The 16,926-nt window shown below is 66.9% G+C and carries 17 protein-coding genes; 1 reads left to right on the forward strand and 16 read right to left on the reverse strand.

What is annotated here, in order from left to right; genetic code table 11:
- Nucleotides 1-67: 67 nt before the first annotated feature.
- The 14 genes from rpsO to metK all read right to left on the reverse strand — a co-directional run bounded on the left by rpsO (nt 68) and on the right by metK (nt 14,411).
- Nucleotides 68-334 carry a 30S ribosomal protein S15 gene (rpsO, locus tag WDN01_16985; protein ID MEJ0027722.1) on the reverse strand — a complete coding sequence of 89 codons (267 nt, stop codon included), beginning with the start codon at nt 332-334 and terminating at the stop codon, nt 68-70.
- A 17-nt stretch (nt 335-351) separates the two neighbouring features.
- Nucleotides 352-1,296: a tRNA pseudouridine(55) synthase TruB gene (gene truB, locus WDN01_16990; protein ID MEJ0027723.1), complete on the reverse strand. Its 945-nt coding sequence runs from the start codon at nt 1,294-1,296 to the stop codon at nt 352-354.
- Between the two features lie 70 nt (nt 1,297-1,366).
- A complete protein-coding gene (locus WDN01_16995; GenBank protein MEJ0027724.1) occupies nt 1,367-3,148 on the reverse strand; it encodes a tetratricopeptide repeat protein in 1,782 nt (593 codons plus the stop codon).
- A gap of 98 nt (nt 3,149-3,246) precedes the next feature.
- Nucleotides 3,247-3,588, reverse strand: a complete 342-nt coding sequence (locus tag WDN01_17000; GenBank protein MEJ0027725.1) for a hypothetical protein — start codon at nt 3,586-3,588, stop codon at nt 3,247-3,249.
- A 50-nt stretch (nt 3,589-3,638) separates the two neighbouring features.
- On the reverse strand, nt 3,639-4,358 hold the full coding sequence (locus WDN01_17005) for a class I SAM-dependent methyltransferase (GenBank protein ID MEJ0027726.1): 720 nt from the start codon (nt 4,356-4,358) through the stop codon (nt 3,639-3,641).
- A gap of 77 nt (nt 4,359-4,435) precedes the next feature.
- Nucleotides 4,436-4,843: a 30S ribosome-binding factor RbfA gene (gene rbfA, locus WDN01_17010; GenBank protein ID MEJ0027727.1), complete on the reverse strand. Its 408-nt coding sequence runs from the start codon at nt 4,841-4,843 to the stop codon at nt 4,436-4,438.
- 9 nt (nt 4,844-4,852) lie between these two features.
- Nucleotides 4,853-6,505: a sulfotransferase gene (locus WDN01_17015; GenBank protein MEJ0027728.1), complete on the reverse strand. Its 1,653-nt coding sequence runs from the start codon at nt 6,503-6,505 to the stop codon at nt 4,853-4,855.
- A 44-nt stretch (nt 6,506-6,549) separates the two neighbouring features.
- Entirely contained in the window at nt 6,550-9,114 is a 2,565-nt protein-coding gene (gene infB / locus WDN01_17020) for a translation initiation factor IF-2 (GenBank protein MEJ0027729.1), read from the reverse strand.
- A gap of 9 nt (nt 9,115-9,123) precedes the next feature.
- The gene (locus WDN01_17025; protein MEJ0027730.1) at nt 9,124-9,753 is read right to left on the reverse strand and encodes an RNA-binding protein; all 630 of its coding nucleotides are present in this window, start codon (nt 9,751-9,753) and stop codon (nt 9,124-9,126) included.
- Nucleotides 9,750-11,363 carry a transcription termination factor NusA gene (gene nusA, locus WDN01_17030; protein ID MEJ0027731.1) on the reverse strand — a complete coding sequence of 538 codons (1,614 nt, stop codon included), beginning with the start codon at nt 11,361-11,363 and terminating at the stop codon, nt 9,750-9,752. Before nusA ends, WDN01_17025 begins: the two co-directional genes overlap by 4 nt.
- Before the next feature lie 26 nt (nt 11,364-11,389).
- A complete protein-coding gene (gene rimP / locus WDN01_17035) occupies nt 11,390-11,875 on the reverse strand; it encodes a ribosome maturation factor RimP (GenBank protein ID MEJ0027732.1) in 486 nt (161 codons plus the stop codon).
- Between the two features lie 151 nt (nt 11,876-12,026).
- Nucleotides 12,027-12,245: a hypothetical protein gene (locus tag WDN01_17040; GenBank protein MEJ0027733.1), complete on the reverse strand. Its 219-nt coding sequence runs from the start codon at nt 12,243-12,245 to the stop codon at nt 12,027-12,029.
- A 181-nt stretch (nt 12,246-12,426) separates the two neighbouring features.
- Nucleotides 12,427-13,224 (reverse strand): tRNA (guanine(46)-N(7))-methyltransferase TrmB, encoded by a 798-nt coding sequence (locus WDN01_17045; GenBank protein ID MEJ0027734.1) that lies wholly within the window; start codon nt 13,222-13,224, stop codon nt 12,427-12,429.
- Nucleotides 13,221-14,411, reverse strand: coding sequence for a methionine adenosyltransferase (metK, locus tag WDN01_17050; protein ID MEJ0027735.1), 1,191 nt, complete (start codon nt 14,409-14,411; stop codon nt 13,221-13,223). Before metK ends, WDN01_17045 begins: the two co-directional genes overlap by 4 nt.
- Before the next feature lie 118 nt (nt 14,412-14,529).
- Here metK and WDN01_17055 point away from each other — a divergent pair, with 118 nt between their 5' ends.
- Nucleotides 14,530-14,946, forward strand: coding sequence for a GFA family protein (locus WDN01_17055; protein ID MEJ0027736.1), 417 nt, complete (start codon nt 14,530-14,532; stop codon nt 14,944-14,946).
- A 10-nt stretch (nt 14,947-14,956) separates the two neighbouring features.
- On the opposite strand, the gene hslU is transcribed toward WDN01_17055, so the two are convergent.
- On the reverse strand, nt 14,957-16,264 hold the full coding sequence (gene hslU, locus WDN01_17060; GenBank protein ID MEJ0027737.1) for an ATP-dependent protease ATPase subunit HslU: 1,308 nt from the start codon (nt 16,262-16,264) through the stop codon (nt 14,957-14,959).
- Nucleotides 16,261-16,812 carry an ATP-dependent protease subunit HslV gene (gene hslV / locus WDN01_17065; GenBank protein ID MEJ0027738.1) on the reverse strand — a complete coding sequence of 184 codons (552 nt, stop codon included), beginning with the start codon at nt 16,810-16,812 and terminating at the stop codon, nt 16,261-16,263. The genes hslU and hslV overlap by 4 nt, the downstream gene beginning before the upstream one ends.
- Nucleotides 16,813-16,926: the final 114 nt, after the last annotated feature.

Below are 16,926 nucleotides of genomic sequence, written 5' to 3' on the forward strand. Positions count from 1 at the left end.
CATGCGCGCAAGCCCGCGACCATCGCGGGCTCGACGCGTATTCTTTTCGTGATGGAAGGCCGGCCGTTCAGCGGCGAAGCCCTAGGCGTTCGATCAGCGAATTGTAGCGCGCCACGTCGCTCGCCTTGACGTAGTCGAGCAGCTTGCGGCGCGTCGAGACCATCTTGATCAGGCCGCGGCGCGAATGGTTGTCCTTCGCGTGCTGCTTGAAGTGATCGGTCAAATTGTTGATGCGTTCGCTGAGCACCGCGACCTGGACTTCCGGCGAACCGGTGTCGCCTTCCTTGGTCGCGTATTGCGCAACGACTTCCTTCTTGCGTTCCGGGGTAATCATGTTCGGCGTCGGGTCCTTCAGAGGTTGAAAACACGGAATGGCCGAAGCTCGCCCAATGCGAGTTCCGCCAGCGCCACCGGCTCGCCCTCAGAGGTCTGAAGAAAAACCGTGAGCCCTTGAAGATCGTCGGTCTCGCCCCGGCCTTCCGTGATCTGCGCGAAATGGTTCGCGCGGATCAGGATCGGATTGCCGCTTCGAAGACGGACCGCATCCGGGCCCGTGACGGCCAGCGCCGGGATGCCGTCCAGCGCGGTCGCAATGGGCCTCAAGTGCTCAAAAGCGGCGGGAATATGCACATTACCCCCCTCCCGCGCTAGGGGGATCGCCATTTCTTCGGTAAATCCGCCGACCCGGGTGCGGCGGAGCTGGCAGACATGGCCCACCGTGCCCAGGGCGAGCGCCAGGTCGCGGACCCAGGAACGGACGTAAGTCCCTTTGCCGCAACGGATTTCGAACACGGCATGGTCCGGATCGGGCTGGCCGAGCAGGCGGGACTCATAGACCTCCACCGTGCGGGGGGCGAGTTCCACGATCTCGCCTTCCCGCGCCAGGTCATAGGCCCGCTCGCCCTGGACCTTGATCGCGGAGTAGGCCGGCGGCACCTGGACGATGGCGCCGGTGAAGCGGGGGAGCGCCGATTCGATCTCGTCTTTCGTGGGGCGCCTGCCGGACGTCCCGGTGACCTTGCCCTCGGCATCGTCGCTGTCGCGCGCCTCGCCCCAATGGGCGGTGAAGCGATAGGTCTTCTCCGAATCCATCGCGTAAGGCACGGTCTTGGTCGCCTCGCCGAGCGCCACCGCGAGCACGCCGGTCGCCATCGGATCGAGGGTTCCCGCATGGCCGGCCTTCCGGGCGTCGAAGATGCGGCGCACCGCGCCCACGACCTGGGTGGAGGTCATGCCTTGCGGCTTGTCGATGATCACCCAGCCATTGACCGGCTGGCCCTTCTTCCTGCGTCCCATCGAACTTCTTTCAGGACTTAGGATTGCGGCGCGCTTCTGCCAAAGGCCGAGGCAACAAGCAAGGCGCGGGTCAGGACTTGCCGTCGGCCAGCACCCGTATCGCGCGCGCCCGCGCGGCCAGCCAGCGTTGATATTCCGGTCGCCGCGTCAGCGCGAGCCAACGCGGATTCTGGAAGAACGCCGGCGGCGTGGTGACGCCGGGATAAAAGCCGAAAACCCATGCTTGCCGGTTGAAGGCTTTTTCATACCAGTCCATAGCCTGGTCAAAAGCCCCGGCATGACTCAGCATGAAGCCGGCGTCGCCGATGTATCCGATCGTCTTGCGGTCATGGGCCAGGACGTCATCGACATACGCGATCGCCGCCTTCGAGCCGTCGCTGTGCAAAGTGACAAAGAACTTGCAGTGGACGCCCATGAACGGCGGCGTCCCCGGCTGCAACAGCTGGCTCAAGACGTCCCTCGCCTCGCCGATGCGGTTCAGATTGGCCAGCGAAACGCATTTGTATTCCAGCGTCACCGGATCGCCGGGGTGAAGCTGGAGCGCCTTATCGCTGGCGGCGATTGCGTCCTGATACCGGCCCTGGGCGAAGAGATTGTTGGCAATCCCGTCCCATACGGATGCTGAGAACGGATCTCGCCGCGCCCCTTCCTGGTAGCTCGCCAAGGACTGGCCCAGCAGATTGAAGTCGAAATAGGCCCTCCCCAATCCTTGCGCGCCGACCGCCGTATGCGCGGCCGACCGCTTCAGCAGAACGGCGTTATCGATCACGCCGTTCCAGTCCCATATGCCTTCGGCATACTCTATCTTCACCAGCAGGGCCTGGGGGTTTCCAGGATCGATGCCGAGCGCGTGGTTTACGGCCTGCTGGATCTGCCCGTTCAATTCCGTATCATTCTGCGTCCATAGCAACGCGTGGGCCAGGGCCGCCTCTCCGTCCGCGAAATCCGGCGCCCGCGCCGCGACGCTGCGCAGCAGCGCCACGGCTTGAGCCAGGGCGTTCCGCGTCGCCGGCGTCTGGCTCTCGGACAAGCGCTGATCGAAATAGAATTGTGCCTGCAGGTAGTCGCGATAGACGTCCGGATCGATTTGCACCGGCTTTGGCGCGTGTGGCTTGGACGCTGTGCCCGTCAGCGTCGGCGCCAGCGCTTGCGCGATGGCCTGCGCGATCTCGGCCTGCACGGCGAGGATGTCGCTGAGCGAGCGGTCATAACTCTGCGACCACAATTGATAGCCGTTCTCGGCGTTGATCAGCGCCGCTTCGATGCGCACACGCCCGCCTTGCTGGCGCACGCTGCCTTCCAGGATGGAGCGCACATTCAGCTTTTGCGCGATGCCGCGGATGTCCTGTTCCTTGCCCTCGAAGAAGAAGGAGGACGTGCGCGCCGCGACGCGCAAGGCCGGGTTGCGCCCCAGAAGACCGATCAGCTCGTCGGAGATGCCTTCGCTGAAATAGCGTTGCTGCGGGTCGCCGCTCATATTGTCGAACGGCAGCACGGCGACGGAGCCGGCTGGCGCCGATGCGTCTTCGCTCGGTCCCGATGGAACGATGGCCGACCAATGCCATGCCAGCTCGCCCAGCGTCAGCACCCCGACCAGCGCGATGGCAGCCAGGAAAATCGCCTCGCTGCCCTTGAGCGATGACGGCGCGCCGACGCGCCCTTTGTTGAGGATCCAGCCGGCCGCCAAAGCGAGCGCAAAGCCGAGCACGGCCGCGACGATCAGCCAGCGCAGCGCCCAGGCCGGCGCATCGAAGGCCGGCAGGGCGATGGAGGCCGCTTGCACCAGCAGCCAGGCGGCCACGGCATAGGCCGCGGCCAGCCGGTCGAGCCGCCGCTCGCGGGCCGTTTCCAATAGCCGCTCGATCCATCCCGCCATTGGCGGTGTTTAGCATGAAAATGGCGGCCGCCATGGCCGGCCTGCGAGGAAACCCGTCCGTCACGCGCCTGTAATCAAGACGGGTACTCGTTCCCGATCACCCATTGCGCGGCACGCCTGTGGCCCGGCGAGCGGTAGGGGTGGTCCTGGATATGGGCCGCGAACATGCGATCGATCCACTGGGTGTTCTTGAAGATGCGGCGCGAGCGCGGCAGCGTGAAGGTCGCGATCTTGCGCGTTTGATTTTCCGCGTCGAACTCGGCCGCCGCGAGCAGCTCGCCGTTCGACGGATTGGCGCCGTCGACCCCGATATCGTCGAGATAGACCGGCACCAGCGGCAGACAATTCTCCGGCGCGCCTTCGAGGATCGGCATCGCGGCCTTGGCGGCGGAATAATTGTCGACATCGACCGACACGAAGCCGAGCGGGGCATCGGGCGTGAGCGTCCTGGCGAAGGCCGGCGCGGCTACGCGCGCTCCAGCCGCACCGCCAGGATGCCTTCCTCGCCCTTCACATAGGGCACATTGTCCTTCATCGAGGCGTAGAGATTGTGGTCCGCGCGGACGCCGAACAGGCGGACATCGTGCGCCTTGAACTCGGGACCGAATTTGTCGGCGACGGTTTCGTCCAGCTGGTGCGGCTCGGTCGGAGTCGGCGCGTGGCCGAACTCGACAATGACCAGGATGCGGCCGTTCGGAGCGGTGACGCGCTTGAGTTCGGCGACCGTGGCATCGACGTCGTCGACATGGTCCAGGCTGTTGAAGGTCGTGACGATGTCGAAATGGCCGTCGGGATACGGAATCTTCTCCGACGGCGCGGCGCAATAGGCCATCTTCTGGCGGTCGTCCTCCACCAGCTTGCGATAGGCCTCCGCCAGCGGATCGAGCCCGACGCGCTGGCGCGTATTGTCGGCCCATTCCAGGCTGCCGCAGGGGCCGCAGCCGATGTCGAGCACCGCCTTGCCGTCATAGTCCGCCTTGGTCAGGCCGAAGAAGGTCGTGAAGAAATATTCGTAGTGGGCGCGCTCATGCGCCTGCTGCGCCGGGTTCTCGACCATGGTCGCGGCCACGCCGCGCCAATAGCGCAGTTCGTGATGTTCCTTGTATTTCAGCCGCGCCGATTGCGGCAGCAGGGACAGGGCCGCGTTGAGCACCACCTTGGCCGTGGGCTTGAGCGAAGCGAGCATGGCAACGTCCTTCCGCGTGTTTCGAAACGGGACGAATCCCGCCGGCGGAAGAAGACGCTGCAAGGCCGGGGCCAGGACTATTCGTCGTCCTTGAGGTCCTGCCGCACGCGGGAGGATTTGAGGAGGGTCTCGATCTTCTGCGCCTCGGCGAAGGATTCGTCTTCCATGAAGCGCAGCTCGGGGGTGAATTTCAGGGCGATCAGCCGTCCCATTTCGCCGCGCAGGAGGCCCTTGTGCTTGTTGAGCGCCGCGACCACCGCCTTGGCGTTCTTGCCGCCGAGCGGCTCGCAGAACACCGTCGCGTGGCGCATGTCGGGCGAGGGCTTGACCTGGGTGATCGTCACCGAGACGCCGGCGAGGTCGGGATCGCGGATCTCGTCGCGGCGCAGGACGTCGGCCAGGGCATGGCGCAGCATCTCGCCGACGCGGAGCTGGCGCTGGGTGGGGCCGGAATCGCGGCCGGGCGCGGCATGACGGCGGGACATGGACGCCTTCTACTCCGGATAGCCGAAGCGCGCGACCCAGGGCGCCAGCACCGGCAGGACGGGCGCGAGCTGCCCGCCATAGCGCCGCCAGGCACCGACGCCCGCCGCGCTCACGCCCGCCGCGATCTGGCGGCTGGACGGCGTGTCGACGGCGCGCGCCCGCAGGCGTTCGGCCACCACGATCATGTCGCGATTCCAGGAGAGCCCGAGATGGCCGCAGAGCGCCCGCGCCTGGCCTTCGAAATCGGCGACGAAATCCTCGTGCCGAACGTCGCGCCAGTCGAGGCCGAGCTTCTCGCGATAGGCCGCGCAGGCGCCCATCACGGCATCGTAGTAGACCGCCGCACCTTCGAGCGTGAGGAGCTGATACATCTGGTCCGACATCGCGAAACGGCGGCGGAAGCTGGACAGGATCACGTCGCGCGGATCGCGCAGGGCGAACAGGATCCTGGCGTCGGGGAAAATCTTCGCCACCAGCGGCAGGAGCAGCGCGTTCAGCGGCAGCTTGTCGACGAAGACCTTGCCGGCCGCATCGAGGCCCGCCTCCGCGGTCCGCGCCCAATAAAGATCGCGGTAGCGGAGCGCCGCGTCGGGCGCGAGGGTCGAAAGCGTGTCGAGATCGGCCGGGCTGCGCGCGAAGGCCTGCGCGGCGTCGGCCAGAAGATCGCGCTCCTCGCTGGTGACGACGTCGGGATGGCCGGCGAGGGTCTGTTCGAGCAGCGTGGTGCCCGAACGCGGAAAGCCCACGAGAAAGACATGGCCGGCGGCGCGCGGATCGCGCGGCGCGTCGCGGTCGGCGGACCAGGCATCGCCCGGCGCCGTTTCGAAATAGCGCCGCAGCATCTGGGCGCTTTGCAGCGCCTCGCCGGCCCGGAAATGCGATTCATTGTCCCGGCGCTGCGCCTCGTTCGACCTCGCATAGGCATCGAAGGCGGCGTCCGCCGCGCCCTTGGCGTCGAACGCATCGCCGAGAAGGCCGAGCGCGATGACGCGATTGGCCGGGCCCAGCGCCGGATCGTTCAGCAGGGCGGTCAGCCGGGCGATGGCGGAGTCGGGACGGTCCAGCGCGATCTCGGCCATCGCCGCCGCGATCGCGCCGAGCTGATCGCGGGCATAGGACCCGAGCGCGCGCTCGGCGAAGGCCAGCGCCGCTTCGTATTGCCCGCGCAGGGCGTCGGTATAGGCCAGGCGCGAAAGCGCTTCGGCGTAGCCGGGCTGCGATTCGACCGCGCGCAGATAATCCGCGCGGGCGCGGCCGGCATCGCCCAGGCCTTCATGGGCGAGGCCGCGGTTGTAAAGCGGCGGGGCGAAGCCCGGCACCGCGGCGAGCGCCTTGTCGAAAGCGCGGATGGCGTCCCGATACTGGCCGAGATGATTGTGCGCGACGCCGAGCTGGTTCAGCAGGTTGGCGTCGTTGGGCGCCATGACGAGGCCGTTGCGCAACAGCGCGATCGCCTCCGCGACCCGGCCTTGGCGGATGTCGAGATAGGCGATCAGGTTGAAGAAGGCCGGATGGGCGAAGCCTTCCTCCATCGCGCGCTTGGCCCAGCCGAGGGCGCGCGGGATATCCTGTGCCCGCGTGGCGGCGTCGAACTCGCGCGCCAGCACCTGGAATCGCGCGGCGCGGACGGGATCGGCGGGACCTTTTTGAATCTCGACCATAGCTCGAACCGGCGCCCCCGCGGCCGGACCATCTCAACCGCGCCTTACAGCGCGCGCTGGATGGTCTCGACCTCGAAGCATTCGATGACGTCGCCCTTCTTCATGTCCTGGTAGTTGGCGAACGCCATGCCGCATTCCTGGCCGGTCTGGACCTCGCGCACCTCGTCCTTGAAGCGCTTGAGGGTCGAGAGCTCGCCCTCGTGGATCACGACGTTGTCGCGGATCAGCCGCACCTTGGCGCCGCGGCGCACGATGCCGTCGGTGACGCGGCAGCCCGCGACCTTGCCGACCTTGGAGATCTCGAACACCTCCAGGATCTCGGCATTGCCGAGGAACTTCTCGCGGATCTCCGGCGCCAGCATGCCCGAGAGCACGGCTTTGATGTCGTCCACGACGTTGTAGATGATGTTGTAGTAGCGGATTTCGACGCCGTCGCGCTTGGCCCGCTCGCGCGCGAGCTTGTCGGCGCGGACATTGAAGCCGATCACCGCCGCGCCCGATGCGTGCGCCAGGATGATGTCGCTCTCGGTGATGCCGCCGACGCCGCCCTGCAGGACCTGCACCGCCACTTCGTCGGTGCCGATCTTGGCGAGCGCGCCCTGGATCGCCTCGGACGAGCCCTGCACGTCCGACTTGATGACCAGCGGCAGAAGCCGCTTCTCGCCGCTGTCGCGGGTCTTGAGCAGCTGGTCGAGGGTCTGGCGCGAAGACGCGGCCTGGCGCGCCTCGCGGCGCTTGCGCTCGCGGTATTCGGTGACCTCGCGGGCGCGGGCCTCGTTCTCGACCACGACCATCTCGTCGCCGGCCTCCGGCGCGCCCGAAAGGCCCAGGACCTCGACCGGCATGGCCGGCCCGGCGCTGGGGATGGTCTCGCCGCGGTCGTTCTGCAGCAGGCGCACGCGGCCCCATTCGGAGCCGGCCACCACGATGTCGCCGACATGCAGCGTGCCGCGCTGGACGAGCACGGTCGCGACCGGGCCGCGGCCGCGGTCGAGCTTGGCCTCGATCACCGCGCCTTCGGCGGTGCGGTCGGGATTGGCTTTGAGATCGAGGATTTCGGCCTGGAGCAGGATCGCTTCTTCCAGCTTGTCGAGATTGGTGCCCTTGGTCGCCGAGACGTCGATGGCGAGCGTCTCGCCGCCGAGCTCTTCGACCTGGATCTCGTGCTGCAGCAGTTCGGTCTTCACCCGCATGGGATCGGCCGAGCCCTTGTCGATCTTGTTGACCGCCACGATGATCGGAACATGCGCCGCCTTGGCGTGCGCGATGGCCTCCACCGTCTGGGGCATGACGCCGTCATCGGCCGCCACCACCAGGATGACGAGATCGGTGACCTTGGCGCCGCGGCCGCGCATCGCGGTGAACGCGGCATGGCCAGGCGTGTCGAGGAAGGTGATCTTGTGGCCGTCCTTGGTCTGCACCTGATAGGCGCCGATGTGCTGGGTGATGCCGCCGGCTTCGCCCGACACGACATTGGTCTTGCGCAGCGCGTCGAGCAGCGAGGTCTTGCCGTGGTCGACATGGCCCATGACGGTGACGACGGGCGGACGCGACACCAGATGGCCGGCATCGTCCTCGCCGCCCTTCAGGCCCTCGAGCACGTCGGATTCGGCGACGCGCTTGACCGTGTGGCCGTATTCGGCGGCGACCAGTTCGGCGGTGTCGGCGTCGATCACGTCATTGGCCGTCGCCATATGGCCGTTCTTCATCAGGACCTTGATGATGTCGACCGAGCGGCGCGCCATGCGGTTGGCGAGTTCGGCGACCGTGATGGTCTCCGGGATCACGACCTCGCGCGGACCGGCCGGACCGGCGGGCGCCGATTGCACGCCCTTCACGCGCTGCAGATGGCGGCGATAGGACGCGACCGAGCGCATGCGCTCGTCGTCGCCCGACAGGGCCTTCGTCACGGTCAGCTTGCCGCGGCGGCGGCTGTCCTCGCCGATCTTCTTGGCGGGCGTGGGCTTCGCGGGGACCTTGGTGCCCTTCTTGGTGGTCGCCTCTTCTTCTTCCTCTTCCAGCGGACGGCGCACGCGCGCGGCGCCGGCCGGCGTCGCAGCGGCGGCACCCGCGGGCGCGGCGGCACCGGCAACGCCCGGCGCGGCGTCCGATTTGGGTTCGCGGCGCGCGACTTCCTCGGCGGCGTGCTTGCGCGCCAGTTCCTCGGCGGCCTTGCGGGCGTCTTCCTCGGCCTTGCGCTTCTCGGCGGCGATCCGCTCGATCTTCAGCTTTTCGTCTTCGGCGGCGCGGGTGCGTGCCTCTTCCTCGGCCCGTTTGCGGGCTTCTTCCTCATGGACGCGGGCGTCGGCCAGGGCCGCGCCGCGGCGGGCCTTTTCCTCTTCCGTGAGCTGGCGCAGCACGACGCCGCGCGGCGCCGGGGGAGGCGACGGCGCCGACGGCGCGCTCGGCGCGGGCTGGGCGGGCCTGACGGGCGCGACGGTCGTCTTGGCGGGCGGCGGGGTGGGACCCAGCGTGCGCTTCTTCTCGACCACGACCGCCTTGGTGCGGCCATGGCTGAAGCTCTGCTTGACGGTCGACGTCTCGACCTTCTTCAGCGTCAAGGGCTGGCGGCCGCCGGGCTTCTTCGTGGTGTCGTTCGTATCGCTCATTCGTCTCTTTCAAAGGGTCCGCGGCGCGCGAAAGCCATTCAGCCTCCCCGCGTCGAAGCTCAACCGTTCCTGCAGGCGCCCGGATTTGAGGGCTGCATGTATCACATTCTCGCGGCCCAGGGCCAAGCCCAATTCCGCGGAGCTAAGGCACTGGATCGTCTCGATTTTCAGGCCGCGGGCGTGCGCGGCGCCGAACAGCTTGCGCTTGCCGTCGGCGGCGCCGTCCGAGGCTTCGAAGATCAGCGCGGGCGGCGCGTCGGATTGCAGCGCGCGCTGGACCGTGTCGAAGCCTAAGAAAATCTGGCCCGAGCGCCTGGCCATGCCGAGATCGGCCTGGATGCGCGCGACCAGCAGCGCCTCGACGCGGGCCGCCAGATCGGGCGCAACCCTGACGGGCGCCTTCGCGGCCTTGGCGAACAGGCTGCGTTTCACGGCGGTATCGATGGTGGCCCGCGCGGCCCCGACCCAGATGCCGCGGCCCGGCAGGACCGCCGCGATGTCCGGCGTGACCTCGCCCTCCGGCGAGACGACGAAGCGGATCAGCTTGTCCTCGGACAAGACCTCTCCGCCGACGATGCACCGGCGTTCCCGCATCGCATCGTCCTCGTCGTTTATCCCGGTGGCGAGCGCCTGATTCAAGCCTCGGCGTCCTCCGTCGCTTCGCCGTCTTCGGCCGGCGCTTCGGGCGCCGCCGCCTCTTCCTCGATCCAGCCCGCCTTGACGCGGGCCTTCATGACGATGGCGTTGGCGTCGTCATTGGTCAGGTTGAAGCCTTCCAGGGCGCCGGGGATGCGGACGCGTTCCTTTTCCTTGTTGACCTCGTAATAGCCGAGCAGATCGTCGGTGGCGCAGCCGGCCAGATCCTCCAGGCTCTTGATGCCGGCCTCGCCCAGCGCGACCGCCATCGCCGGCGTCACGCCGTCGACCTCCAGCACGTCGTCTTCCACCCCGAGCTCCTTGCGCTTGTCGTCCATTTCCTTGTTCTTCGCCTCGATGAATTCGAGCGCACGCTGCTGCAGCTCGGTTGCGGTTTCCTCGTCGAAGCCTTCCACGGCCGCGAGTTCGTTCAGGGGCACATAGGCCACGTCCTCGATGGTCGCGAAGCCTTCCGACGCCAGAAGCTGCGCCACGGTCTCGTCGACGTCGAGCGAGTCCATGTAGAGCTTGGTGCGTTCGGTGAATTCCTTCTGGCGGCGCTCCGATTCCTCGGCTTCCGTCAGGATGTCGAGCTGCCAGCCGGTGAGCTGCGACGCCAGGCGCACATTCTGGCCGCGGCGGCCGATGGCGAGCGAGAGTTGCTCGTCGGGCACCACGACTTCGGTGCGGTGGGTGTCCTCGTCGAGCACCACCTTGGAGACTTCCGCCGGCGCCAGCGCGTTGACGATGAAGGTCGCGGCTTCATTGTTCCACGGAATGATATCGATGCGCTCGCCCTGGAGCTCTTGCACCACGGCCTGGACGCGCACGCCGCGCATGCCGACGCAGGCGCCGACCGGATCGATGCTCGAATCCTTGGAGATCACCGCGATCTTGGCGCGGCTGCCGGGATCGCGCGCCACGGCGCGGATCTCGATGATGCCGTCATAGATCTCCGGCACTTCCTGCGCGAAGAGGCGGACCATGAATTGCGGATGGCTGCGCGAAAGAAAAATCTGCGGCCCGCGGGTTTCGCGGCGCACGTCGTAGATATAGGCGCGGATGCGGTCGCCGGCGCGGAAGCTCTCGCGCGGGATCATCTCGTCGCGGCGGACCACGCCCTCGGCGCGGCCGAGATCGACGACGACCGAGCCGAACTCCGAGCGCTTGACGATGCCGTGGACGATCTCGCCGATGCGGTCCTTGTATTCGTCGAACTGGCGCTCGCGCTCGGCGTCGCGCACCTTCTGCACGATCACCTGCTTGGCGTTCTGCGCGTTGATGCGGTTGAAATCGACGGGGGGCAGCGTCTCGGCGATGATGTCGCCGACCTGGGCGGCGGGATTGCGGGCCCGCGCATCGGCCAGGGAAATTTCCGTCTTGTCGTTGTCGACCAGCTCCACGACGTGGAGATAGCGCGAGACATGGGTCTCGCCGGTCTTGGGGTCGATGTCGACCTTGATGTCGTTCTCGCTGCCGTAATGGGCCTTGGCGGCGCGCTGCATCGCCTCTTCCATCGCGGTGATCACCACCTGCTTGTCGATGGACTTGTCGCGCGCGACGGCGTCCGCGATCTGCAGAAGCTCGGTGCGGTTTGCGGCAATGCTGGCCATGATGGTTTTCTCTCTCTCCTTTAAAGTCACTGCGCGCGTTTGCGCGCCTTCAGATCTTCCGCGATGAGGGCGTCGGTCAGCACCAGTTTCGCCTCCGCGATGCCGCGGAACGGGAGCGAAAGGCGCTGACCTTGGCTCTCGATTGTGACGTCCTGCCCGTCGAGACCCAGGAGGCGGCCGCGGAACCGCTTGCGCCCGTCGATGGGATTCAGAAGTTCCAGCTTCGCCTCATGGCCGGCCCAGCGGGCGAAATCGGTCAGCCGGGTCAGCGGCCGGTCGATGCCCGGCGAGGAGACTTCCAGCTCGAAATCGCCGTCGATCGGGCTTTCCTGCTCCAGGAAATCCTGCAGCGCCCGGGCCAGGATGGCGCAATCCTCGACATTCATCGTGCCGTCGGGGCGCTCGGCCATGATCTGCAGCGTCTTGGTGTGGCCGCCCATCAGGCGCAGGCGCACGAGCCGGAACCCCGCCGCTTCCACGGCGGGTTCGAGGATCGGCTCCAGATGGGCCATGGCAGAAATCACGCGGCGAGGAACTCCGAATGCGAATACAAAGCCTTTTCCCGCGCGGCGGTCTTTCGACCGCCACACAACAGGACGTTCTGTTGTCTGGGATGACGGCTATGTACGCTTCGAAAGGGCCGATTTCAAGCCGCGCGGCCAATTAAGGCTGCGGCTTGGCCGGATGGATCGTGCTGCCCTGGCCTACGCCGATCATCACTTCGGTGGGCTGCGCCTGTGCGGCGGCCGGCTTCTCGGACGGAACCGTGAAGGTGAAGAAGCAGGTGGCGATGCCCGCCAGGGTGAGGACGGCGGCAATGCCGACCACGCCCATGTCCCAGAAGCCGCTGGGCTGCTTGATGTCGCCGTCTTCGTCGATCATGGGCCTGCGTTTAGCACAGAGGCTGCGGCCAAAAAATGGCTGACCTTGAAATCGGGGCTTGCTGTCATGCCCGCGAAGGCGGGCATCCAGAGGACGAGGCGCCGCGCCGCTTGCCCTGGATTCCCCGCTTGCGCGGGAATGACAGGTTTGGAAAGCACAATTCAAGGCCGGCCGACGTCCCCTAGCGCCGGACGAAGCGCAGAAACACCGGCGGGCCGTGCAATTCCTTGGCTTCGTAGCGGGTCGGCGGCCAATCGGGCGGCCGTGTTTTCCAGTCGGACGGTCCCGTCGCGGTCCAGGCGAAGGCGGGGTGCGCCATCAGCCGCTCCAGCGCATAGGCGAGATAGCCGGCGTCGTCGCTGGCGAAGCGCAATTCGGCGCCGGGCTTCAGAACACGCGCGAGACGATCGAGCATCTCCATCTGAAGGAAACGGCGCTTGTGGTGCCGCGTCTTCGGCCAAGGATCGGGAAAGAGGAGGAAGAAGCGGCCGATGCCGGCATCGGGCAGCGCATCGACGATATCGCGGGCGTCGTCTTCATAGAGCCGGATGTTGGGGAGCGGCGCGGCTTCGAGCTTCGAGAGAAGTTTCGCCGTGCCGGAAATATAAGGCTCGGCGCCGATCATCCCGATCCCGGGATGGTGCTGCGCCTGCCACAGCAGATGCTCGCCGGCGCCATAGCCGGTTTCGAGCCAGACGTCCTCGACCCCACCTCCCCGGAACGGGAAGGTCGAAAAATCGCGCAGCGATTTTTCGGGTGGGGCAGCGCAGGACGGCTCGCCACCACCCGACGCGCTGCGCGCGTCGACTTCCCCCGAAGGGGGAGGTGAGAAATAGGATCGCGGATCGGCGCCCGGCTCCAGATGCAGCAGGAACCGGGGCAGCAGCGTTTCGCGCAACCGCTCCTGATGTGCCGACAGCGCCGGACCCTTGCGCCGGCCGTAAAGCATCCGGCGCCGGCGCTCCGGCGCCGCGGTCACACCGCGTTCTTGATCGCGTCGGCGAGGTCGGTCTTCTCCCAGGAGAAGCCGCCCTCGGCATCGGGCTCGCGGCCGAAATGGCCATAGGCCGAGGTGCGCGCATAGATCGGCTTGTTGAGGCCGAGATGCTGGCGGATGCCGCGCGGCTTGAGGCTCATCAGCTCGGGCAGGATCTTCTCGAGCTTGGCCTCGTCGACCTTGCCGGTGCCGTGGGTGTCGACATAGACCGACAAGGGATCGGCGACGCCGATGGCATAGGCGATCTGGATCGTGCAGCGGTCGGCGACGCCCGAGGCGACGACGTTCTTGGCCAGATAGCGCGCCGCATAGGCGGCCGAGCGGTCGACCTTGGTCGGGTCCTTGCCGGAGAACGCGCCGCCGCCATGCGGGGCCGCGCCGCCGTAAGTGTCGACGATGATCTTGCGCCCGGTGAGGCCGCAATCGCCGTCCGGTCCACCGACCACGAAGGCGCCGGTCGGATTGACGTGCCACACCGTCTTGTCGCCGATCCAGGCGGCCGGCAAGGCCTTGCGGATATAGGGCTCGACGATCTCGCGGATGTCGGCCGAGGTCTGCTCCTCATGCATGTGCTGGGTCGAGAGCACGATCTGCGTCACCTCGACCGGCTTGCCGTTCTCGTAGCGCAGCGTGACCTGGCTCTTGGCGTCGGGACCGAGGGTCTTTTCCGCGCCCGATTTGCGCGCATGCGCCAGCAATTCGAGGATCTTGTGGCTGTAGAACAGCGGCGCCGGCATCAGCGCCGGGGTCTCGCGGCAGGCATAGCCGAACATGATGCCCTGGTCGCCCGCGCCTTCGTCCTTGTTGCCGGAGGCGTCGACGCCCTGGGCGATATGCGGCGACTGGGCGTGCAGCAGCACCTCGATATTGGCATTGCGCCAATGGAACCCGGCCTGCTCATAGCCGATGTCCTTGATCGCCTGGCGGGCGACTTCGACCACATCGTCGACCATGATGTGCTTGGGACCGCGGGTCTCGCCCGCGATCACGACGCGGTTGGTGGTCGCCATGGTTTCGCACGCGGCGCGGATGTCCCATTCGGACAGGCCGCTCTTGGGGCCTTCGCGGAAGAACAGGTCGACCACTTCGTCGGAAATGCGGTCGCAGACCTTGTCGGGGTGCCCCTCGGACACGCTTTCGCTGGTGAAGAGGTAGTTCGACCGCGCCATATGTCAAAACCTTTATGTGTTAGAGACTGTTTTTTGCAACAAACGCCCCCCGGGTCAACTGGCGCGTCAGCGCATCGCGCATTACCCTCGCCAAAAGCGGCGTTTCAGGGGGAATCGCATGGTCGCATCTTTTCAAGGCGGATGCCTCTGCGGCGCCGTCCGTTACGAAGCCAGGAGCGAGCCGATCGCCGTGATGGAATGCCATTGCCGCGATTGCCAGAAATCGACCGGCGGCGCGGCCACGGTCGCTGTCCTTCTGCCTCGGCCGGCCTTCGCCGTAACCCATGGGACGCCCAAGGGCTACACGGTGACGGGCGACAATGGCGGCGAGGTGACGCGGTATTTCTGCGCCGAGTGCGGCTCGCCGCTTTACAGCATACCGCACGCGGCGCCGCTGACCGTCGTCAAGGCCGGGTCGATGGACGATCCGAGCTGGATCACGATCGGCGGCGCGCTCTATGTGAGCTCGGCCCAACCCTGGGCCCATATCGACCGCAACCTGCCGGCCTTCGAGAAAATGCCGCCGATGGGGTGATCGGTGCGGTTTAGAGAATATACCGCGACAAATCCTGGTCCTTCGCCAGGTCGTCGACCCGGCTGTGGACATAGGCGCCGTCGACCGTGACCGTCTCGCCGTTGCGCTCGGATGCCGAATAGCTCACCTCGTCCAGCACGCGCTCCATGATCGTCTGGAGCCGGCGCGCGCCGATATTCTCCAGGCTGGCATTCACCTGCGCCGCGAGATCGGCGATGGCGGCGATGCCGCCCTCGGTGAAATCGAGGCTGACCTCTTCGGTCTTCAGGAGCGCTACATATTGCTTGATCAGGCTGGCCTCCGGCTCGGTCAGGATGCGGCGGAAATCCTCGCGCGTCAGCGCCTTCAGCTCGACGCGGATCGGCAGCCGGCCCTGCAGTTCGGGGAGCAGGTCCGAGGGCTTGGCGATATGGAACGCGCCGCTCGCGATGAAGAGGATGTGGTCGGTCTTCACCTGGCCGTATTTGGTCGCGACCGTGGTGCCTTCGATCAGGGGCAGGAGATCGCGCTGCACGCCTTCGCGGGAGACGTCGCCGCCGCCGCGCATCTCGCTGCGGGCGCAGATCTTGTCGATCTCGTCCAGGAAGACGATGCCGTGATTCTCCACCGTCTCGATCGCGTCGCGCACGATGCGGTCCTCGTCCAGCAGCTTGTCGGCCTCTTCCGCAACCAGGGGCTCATGCGCCTCCGTCACGGTCATGCGGCGCTTCTTGCCCTTCTGGCCGAACGCCTTGCCGAACATGTCGGAGAGGTTGAGCATGGAAATCTGCGCATTCGGCATGCCGGGGATCTCGAACATCGGGGCGCCGCCGGTGTCCTTCATCTCCAGTTCGACCTCCTTGTCGTCGAGCTCGCCGGCGCGCAGCGATTTGCGGAAGCTCTCCCGCGTATTGCCCGAGGACGAACCGACCAGGGCGTCGAGCAGCCGCTCTTCGGCGCGGGCCTCGGCCTGGGCCTCGACCTCGCGGCGGCGCGCGCTGCGCACCTGCGCGATGCCGACTTCGAGAAGATCGCGCACGATCTGGTCGACGTCGCGGCCGACATAGCCGACCTCGGTGAACTTGGTCGCCTCGACTTTGAGGAACGGCGCCTGCGCCAGCTTCGCCAGGCGGCGGGAAATCTCCGTCTTGCCGACGCCGGTCGGGCCGATCATCAGGATGTTCTTGGGCAGCACCTCTTCGCGCAGTTCGGCACCGAGCTGCTGGCGGCGCCAGCGGTTGCGTAAGGCAATGGCGACGGCGCGCTTCGCGTCGTGCTGGCCGACGATGTAGCGGTCGAGCTCGGAAACGATTTCGCGCGGCGTGAAGGAAGAACTCATGTGCTCTCGAGACTTTCGATGACGATGTTTTCGTTGGTGTAGATGCAGATGTCGGCGGCGATCTTCATGGCGCGGCGCGCGATCTCCTCCGCCGAGAGGTCGAGGCCGATCAGCGCGCGGGCGGCGGCGAGCGCGAACGGCCCGCCCGAGCCGATGCCGATCAGGCCGTCCTCCGGCTCGACCACGTCGCCGGTGCCCGACAGGATCAGCGAGGTCCTGGCATCGGCCACCGCCATCATCGCCTCCAGCCGGCGCAGATAGCGGTCGGTGCGCCAGTCCTTCGCGAGTTCGACGCAGGCGCGCGCCAGATTGCCGGGATGCTGCTCGATCTTGGCCTCCAGCCGCTCCGACAGCGCGAAGGCGTCCGCCGTGGCGCCGGCAAAGCCGACCAGCACGTCGCCCCCCTTGCCGATGCGGCGCACCTTGCGCGCATTCGATTTCATCACCGTGGCGCCCGCCGTCACCTGGCCGTCGCCGGCGACCACCACGCGGCCGCCCTTGCGCACCGCCAGGATCGTGGTGGACCGCCATTTCTCTTTGGTTGTCATGAACGCGTCACCTATGCTGCGCGACGTACCCAAGGGGTTCGCGCAAATGAGGAATTTGGCTATTCCGGCAAGCCTAGGCGCCCTGCTTTGGCTGGCGCAACCGGCTCTTGCCGC

The sequence above is a fragment of the Rhizomicrobium sp. genome (assembly GCA_037200985.1).
In the GTDB taxonomy this organism is placed as follows: domain Bacteria; phylum Pseudomonadota; class Alphaproteobacteria; order Micropepsales; family Micropepsaceae; genus Rhizomicrobium.